The organism is Streptomyces soli, from assembly GCF_003999195.1.
GTDB classification, from domain to species: Bacteria; Actinomycetota; Actinomycetes; order Streptomycetales; family Streptomycetaceae; genus Actinacidiphila; species Actinacidiphila soli.
In genome coordinates this window covers 1-6,151 of the sequence record NZ_RJVR01000291.1, presented here as the reverse complement: position 1 = coordinate 6,151, position 6,151 = coordinate 1, and the positions used below count along the sequence as shown (strand labels likewise).

General features: G+C 70.1%; 6 protein-coding genes and 2 pseudogenes. 6 read left to right on the top strand and 2 right to left on the bottom strand.

Features of this window, described 5'->3' with window-relative positions; all coding sequences use genetic code 11:
- The 3 genes and pseudogenes from EFK10_RS32020 to EFK10_RS32010 form a co-directional block, all read left to right on the top strand.
- A pseudogene (locus tag EFK10_RS32020) lies at positions 1-637 on the top strand (hypothetical protein); the annotation flags it as partial.
- Positions 638-753: 116 nt separating this feature from the next.
- Complete coding sequence (locus EFK10_RS32015; protein WP_127359150.1) at positions 754-1,596, top strand: nitrilase-related carbon-nitrogen hydrolase; 843 nt, start codon at positions 754-756, stop codon at positions 1,594-1,596.
- 105 nt (positions 1,597-1,701) lie between these two features.
- Positions 1,702-3,012 (top strand): aspartate aminotransferase family protein, encoded by a 1,311-nt coding sequence (locus tag EFK10_RS32010; protein WP_127359149.1) that lies wholly within the window; start codon positions 1,702-1,704, stop codon positions 3,010-3,012.
- Between the two features lie 90 nt (positions 3,013-3,102).
- On the opposite strand, the pseudogene EFK10_RS32005 reads toward EFK10_RS32010, so the two are convergent.
- A pseudogene (locus EFK10_RS32005) lies at positions 3,103-3,255 on the bottom strand (hypothetical protein); the annotation flags it as partial.
- Positions 3,256-3,290: 35 nt separating this feature from the next.
- On the opposite strand from EFK10_RS32005, the gene EFK10_RS47940 reads away from it, so the two are divergent.
- Entirely contained in the window at positions 3,291-3,428 is a 138-nt protein-coding gene (locus EFK10_RS47940; protein WP_164836233.1) for a hypothetical protein, read from the top strand.
- Here EFK10_RS47940 and EFK10_RS32000 read toward each other — a convergent pair.
- Positions 3,425-3,814 (bottom strand): VOC family protein, encoded by a 390-nt coding sequence (locus tag EFK10_RS32000; protein WP_127359148.1) that lies wholly within the window; start codon positions 3,812-3,814, stop codon positions 3,425-3,427. The two genes, EFK10_RS47940 and EFK10_RS32000, sit on opposite strands and share 4 nt — an antisense overlap.
- Positions 3,815-3,882: 68 nt before the next feature.
- Between EFK10_RS32000 and EFK10_RS48925 the strand changes: the two genes are divergently transcribed.
- Both EFK10_RS48925 and hydA read left to right on the top strand, forming a co-directional pair.
- On the top strand, positions 3,883-4,539 hold the full coding sequence (locus EFK10_RS48925) for an aminoglycoside phosphotransferase family protein (protein WP_206305664.1): 657 nt from the start codon (positions 3,883-3,885) through the stop codon (positions 4,537-4,539).
- A 104-nt stretch (positions 4,540-4,643) separates the two neighbouring features.
- A complete protein-coding gene (gene hydA, locus EFK10_RS31990; RefSeq protein ID WP_127359147.1) occupies positions 4,644-6,050 on the top strand; it encodes a dihydropyrimidinase in 1,407 nt (468 codons plus the stop codon).
- Positions 6,051-6,151 lie beyond the last annotated feature (101 nt).

Sequence of the window (6,151 nt, the reverse complement as noted above, 5' to 3'; positions counted from 1 at the left end):
CGCCGAACAGGCCGTGGCGCGCGGTGCCCGCTTCGCCGGGGCGCCCGAGACACCGTCGGGTCGCAAGGACGAACGCCGGGCCGCCCACGCCCGTGAGGTGGAGGCCCACCGCGCCGCCGCCGAGGCCGCCGCCGCCCGGCTCGGCGAACTGCGTCGCAGCGGCCGCAGCGGCGAGGCGTACGTCCTGATGAGCGAGGCCGCGGCCGCCCCCGCCGAGCAGCTCCCGTTGCTGGCGACGGCCCTGGAGCAGTCCGGGCTCTCCGCCGACGTACAGACCCTGCTCTGGGAGATCGGCGGCCAGACCCCGTCCCGCCTCGCCGCGGCCGCCGCCGCCCTGGCCGAGGCCGACCGACCCGAGCACTGCCTCACCCTGCTCAACCAGGCCGCCGCCCGCCCGGCCGCCGAGATCGCCCAGACCGCCGCCGCCCTGTGCGACGCGGGCCACCGCCACGAGTCCGTCTCCCTCCTCGCCGCCCTGGTCCGCGCCCGCACCCCGGAAATCGCCGCCGACATCGTCCACGAGCGCCACGACCTGGTCGGCCCCGTGCTGGCCGCCGCCGAGCTGTACTCCTCCTCCCGGCGCGCGGACGTCGCGGCCGCGCTGCGCCGGGCGGGTCTGCCGGACCACGAAACGTGATCCTCCCTCGCTGAGTCCCGTTGAGTAACGCGGGTGCTATTGCCACAGTGGGTGAGGGGCTCTTACGGTCTCCGTACAGCCGGTATCTACGTGCGTAGAAGTAGAAGGAGCTGGCCATGCCCAATGTCGTACGCGCAGCACTCGTCCAGGCCACCTGGACCGGCGACACCGAGTCGATGATCGCCAAGCACGAGGAGCACGCCCGCGCCGCCGCCGCCCAGGGCGCCAAGGTGATCGGCTTCCAGGAGGTCTTCAACGCCCCCTACTTCTGCCAGGTGCAGGAGGCGGAGCACTACAAGTGGGCCGAGCCCGTCCCGGACGGCCCCACCGTCCAGCGGATGGTGGCGCTCGCCCGCGAGACCGGCATGGTCATCGTCGTCCCGGTCTACGAGATCGAGCAGGACGGCTTCTACTACAACACCGCCGCCGTGATCGACGCCGACGGCACCTTCCTCGGCAAGTACCGCAAACACCACATCCCGCAGGTCAAGGGCTTCTGGGAGAAGTTCTACTTCAAGCCCGGGAATCTCGGCTGGCCGGTCTTCGACACCGCAGTCGGCAAGGTCGGCGTCTACATCTGCTACGACCGCCACTTCCCCGAAGGCTGGCGCGCCCTGGGCCTGGCCGGCGCTCAGCTCGTCTACAACCCGTCCGCGACCCACCGGGGCCTGTCCTCCTACCTCTGGCAGTTGGAGCAGCCCGCCGCCGCCGTCGCCAACGAGTACTTCATCGCCGCGATCAACCGCGTCGGCGTGGAGGAGTACGGCGACAACGACTTCTACGGGACCTCGTACTTCGTCGACCCGCGCGGCCAGTTCGTCGGCGACGTCGCCTCCGACAGCAAGGAGGAACTGCTCGTCCGCGACCTCGACCTCGACAAGATCACCGAGGTCCGCCAGCAGTGGGCGTTCTACCGGGACCGGCGACCCGACGCGTACGAACCTCTCACGGAGGCGTGAGGCGGCCGGGGCTCTGTCGAACCGTCGGCAGACCCCGGACGGAATCCACCATCACCCCGGCCGCCCGGCCCAACCGGGCGCGGACTCGCAGCGAAGGAACCCACCATGGGCACTGTGACGACCGAGACGCACGCGCAGCTGCACGCCCGCCACCGGGCCGTCCTGCCCGACTGGCTCGCCACGTACTACCGCGAGCCCATCGAGATCACCCACGGCCGGGGCCGCCACGTCTGGGACGCCGAGGGCCGCCAGTACCTGGACTTCTTCGGTGGGATCCTCACCACGATGACCGCCCACGCCCTGCCGGAGGTCACCGCCGCCATCACCGAGCAGGCCGGGAAGATCCTGCACACCTCGACCCTCTACCTCAGCCGCCAGGCCGTCGACCTCGCCGAGCGCATCGCCCACCTGTCCGGCATCCCCGACGCCCGCGTCTTCTTCACCACCTCCGGTACGGAGGCCAACGACACCGCCCTGCTCCTGGCCACCACCTACCGCAAGTCCAACCAGGTCCTGGCGCTCCGCAACAGCTACCACGGCCGTTCCTTCACCGCCATCGGCATCACCGGAAACACCGCTTGGTCGCCGACCAGCCTCTCGCCGCTCCAGACGCTGTACGTCCACGGCGGCGTCCGCAGCAGCGGGCCCTTCGCGCACCTGAGCGACGGCGAGTTCATCACCGCCTGCGTCGCCGACCTGGAGGACATCCTCGGCCAGGCCAACGGCCAGGTCGCCGCGCTCATCGCCGAACCCATCCAGGGCGTCGGCGGCTTCACCTCCGGGCCCGACGGCCTGCTCGCCGCCTTCAAGGAGGTCCTCGACCGCCACGGCATCCTCTGGATCACCGACGAGGTCCAGACCGGCTGGGGCCGCACCGGCGACCACTTCTGGGGCTGGCAGGCCCACGGCCAGTCCGGGCCGCCCGACATCCTCACCTTCGCCAAGGGCATCGGCAACGGCATGTCCATGGGCGGCGTCGTCGCCCGCGCCGACGTCATGAACACCCTCACCGCCAACTCCATCTCCACCTTCGGCGGTAGCCCCATCACCACCGCCGGAGCCCTCGCCAACCTCCAGTACCTCCTCGACCACGACCTCCAGGCCAACGCCCGCCGCGTCGGCGGCCTCCTCAAGTCCCGGCTGGAAGCCATCTCCGCCGCCAACCCCGTCGTCCGCGAGGTCCGCGGCCGCGGCCTCATGCTCGGCCTCGCCCTCTCCGAGCCCTCCGCCGCCAACCTCGTCCTCGAAGCCGCCCGCGAAGGCGGCCTCCTCATCGGCAAGGGCGGCCGCGCCGGCGACTCCCTCCGCATCGCGCCCCCGCTCACCCTCACCGTCGCCGAGGCCGAGGAAGGCGCCGACATCCTCGACACCGCCCTCAAGCAGGCCTGGGACCAACTGGGAGCCGGGGCGGCATAGCCTCCGCCCGCCGACGCCGCTCACGGTGGACCGGCAGCGCGACGGCGGAACCCCGTACCGGGCGACGAACGCCTGCCGCGGCGTCTCCGCCGACCGGAAGCCGCACCGGGCGGCCACCCCCGCCACCGGCAGCGCCGTGGACGCCAGCAGATGCGCTGCGCCCTCGACGCGAGCCCGCCGTACGAACCGGCCCGGCGTCGACCTGTTCTTCGGGGTGGCGGACCGGCTGCCGGCGGAGGTCACCGCGCCGGTGCGGGAGGCGCTCGTACGCAGCCTGGATGCGGGCTGAGCTGTCACGTGCCCTGGGGGCGGCGACCGGGGCCCTGCTCAGCGAGCTGCGGCAGAGCGATGCGGAGGCCGCCGGGCGGCTGGAGGGGCCGTTGCTCGAGCTGGCGCCGGCGGCCTCGCGGGACTAACTGCCGCTGCCGTACGGACGGGTGATGAGCTCCAGGTGGTGGCCGGACGGGTCCAGGAAGTAGACGCCGCGGCCACCGTCGTTGTGGTTGATCCGGCCAGGATGCCTCTGGGCCGGATCGGCCCAGTAGGGGATGCCGGCCTGCTGGATCTTCTCGAAGCCCGCGTCGAACTCCTTCTCGGAGACCAGGAACGCGTAGTGCTGCGGGGTGATGGACTCGTCAGGACCGGCGGTCGCGAAGTCCAGGGTCACGCCGTTGTCGGTGGCGAGCGGAAGGAACGGTCCCCAGGCGGTGCCGACCTCGAGGCCGAGAACCGAGGCCAGGAATTCGGCGGCGGCCTGGCGGTCGCGGGAGTGGACGATGGTGTGGTTCAAGTTGACTGACATTGTGGAATGCCTCCAACGGGCATCTCACGGGCACCTCCATGCCTCACCCGGACGGTGACCGACACGCGATGCCGTACGCCGATCCTATCGAGGGACCAGTGCAGGATCACGAGCACCGACAGGTCGTACGCGTCGGCGACACCGTCCGCCGCCCGGCCCAGCCGTGGACCCCGGAGGTCCACACGCTGCTCCGGCAGCTGGAGGCGGTGGGTTTCCCGTACGCGCCCCGGGCGCTCGGCTTCGACGACCAGGGTCGTGAGGTCCTGAGCTACATCGACGGCGAGTCCGGGCCCCAGGGCTGGGCCAAGGTCGTCGGCGACGAGGGACTGGACGCCTTCGCACGCCTGCTGCGCGAGTACCACGACGCCACGGCCGCCTTCTCCCCGCCGGGGCAGGTGGTCTGCCACGGCGACTTCGTTACGTGGAACGTCGTCTGGCAGGGCACCCGGCCAGTGGGCATCATCGACGGGGCGGTCATTTCGCGGCGATGGAGCAGCCGCAGCTGTTGGTCGACGACATCAGGACGTTCTTCCGGAAGGTTTGCTGACACTCGGACAAAGCCCCAGACAGCGCTTACCCGAATTCACGATGACCGTACGAAAGGTGCTTCTGGGCAGGCGCATAGGGGTCGTAAGCGCTTGCGGACATCAGGCGGCAAATCGGGCGTATCGTGGTTTTCGATCTCAAGGCGGCAGCGAGGAAACGCGATCGTCTTCGTCGATTAACGGCAGCGGTATTGCCACAGTGGGTGACGAGCCTTACGTTTTTCCACCACGGCCGGGGTCTACGTGCGTAGAACCAGGCTGTGCTTTCGGGAAGGAATGGGAGCATGAGCCGCACAGTTGTCCGTGGCGGACTGGTCATCACCGCCGCGGAGGAGGTCCACGCCGACGTCCTCGTCGAGGGGGGCAGGATCGCCGCTCTCGCCTCGCACGACAGCGAGTTCGCCCAGAGCTGGACCACCTCCGCAGACCGGGTCATCGATGCGACGGGCAAGTACGTCATCCCGGGCGGCGTCGACGCGCACACCCACATGGAGTTGCCGTTCGGCGGCACCTTCGCCTCCGACACCTTCGAGACGGGCACCCGCGCGGCGGCCTGGGGCGGCACGACGACGATCGTGGACTTCGCGGTGCAGTCGGTCGGCGAGAGCCTGCGCAGCGGCCTGGACACCTGGCACGCCAAGGCGGACGCGAAGTGCGCCATCGACTACGGCTTCCACATGATCCTCGCCGACGTGAACGAGGACACGCTCAAGGAGATGGACGTCCTGGTCGAGGAAGGCGTGACGTCCTTCAAGCTCTTCATGGCCTACCCGGGTGTCTTCTACAGCGACGACGGCAAGATCCTGCGGGCGATGCAGCGCGGCGCCGCCAACGGCGGCCTGATCATGATGCACGCCGAGAACGGCATCGCCATCGACGTCCTGGTCGAGCAGGCGCTGGCCGCCGGCCGGACCGACCCCCGCTACCACGGCGAGGTCCGGCACGCCCTGCTCGAGGCCGAGGCCACCCACCGAGCCATCGCCCTCGCCCAGGTCGCCGGCTCCCCCCTCTACGTCGTCCACGTGTCCGCCCAGCAGGCGGTGGAAGAGCTGGCCGCGGCCCGCGACAAGGGGCTCAATGTCTTCGGGGAGACCTGCCCGCAGTACCTCTTCCTCTCCACCGACAATCTCGCCGAGCCCGACTTCGAGGGCGCCAAGTACGTCTGCTCTACACCCCTGCGCCCCAAGGAGCACCAGGAGTTCCTCTGGCGCGGCCTGCGCACCAACGACCTCCAGGTGGTCTCCACCGACCACTGCCCGTTCTGCTTCAACGGTCAGAAGGACCTGGGCAGGGGCGACTTCTCCAAGATCCCCAACGGTCTCCCGGGGGTCGAGAACCGGATGGACCTGCTCCACCAGGCAGTTGTCGAGGGCCGCATCTCCCGCCGCCGCTGGATCGAGATCGCCTGCGCCGCGCCCGCCCGGATGTTCGGTCTCTATCCACGCAAGGGCACGATCGCCCCGGGCGCGGACGCCGACATCGTCATCTACGACCCGCATACCGAGCAGGTCATCTCCGCCGAAACCCATCACATGAACGTCGACTACTCGGCGTACGAGGGCAAGCGCGTCACCGGCCGGGTCGAAACCGTCCTGTCGCGCGGCGAGCCCGTCATCCTGGACCGGGAGTACGAGGGCCGGGCCGGACACGGCCAGTACACCCCCCGCGGCACCTGCCAGTACCTCATCTAGGAGCAGTCTCAATGGACTTCGGACTCGTACTCCAGACGGACCCGCCGGCGTGGAGTGTGGTCGAGCTGATGAAGCGTGCGGAGGGCCAGGGGTTCACGCAC

What these genes read in the sequence shown, in the direction of transcription:
- EFK10_RS32000 (WP_127359148.1), bottom strand. Translation starts at nt 3,814, where the DNA reads ATGTCAGTCAACTTGAACCACACCATCGTCCACTCCCGCGACCGCCAG.
- EFK10_RS32010 (WP_127359149.1), top strand. Translation starts at nt 1,702, where the DNA reads ATGGGCACTGTGACGACCGAGACGCACGCGCAGCTGCACGCCCGCCAC.
- hydA (WP_127359147.1), top strand. Translation starts at nt 4,644, where the DNA reads ATGAGCCGCACAGTTGTCCGTGGCGGACTGGTCATCACCGCCGCGGAG.
- EFK10_RS48925 (WP_206305664.1), top strand. Translation starts at nt 3,883, where the DNA reads ATGCCGTACGCCGATCCTATCGAGGGACCAGTGCAGGATCACGAGCAC.
- EFK10_RS47940 (WP_164836233.1), top strand. Translation starts at nt 3,291, where the DNA reads ATGCGGGCTGAGCTGTCACGTGCCCTGGGGGCGGCGACCGGGGCCCTG.
- EFK10_RS32015 (WP_127359150.1), top strand. Translation starts at nt 754, where the DNA reads ATGCCCAATGTCGTACGCGCAGCACTCGTCCAGGCCACCTGGACCGGC.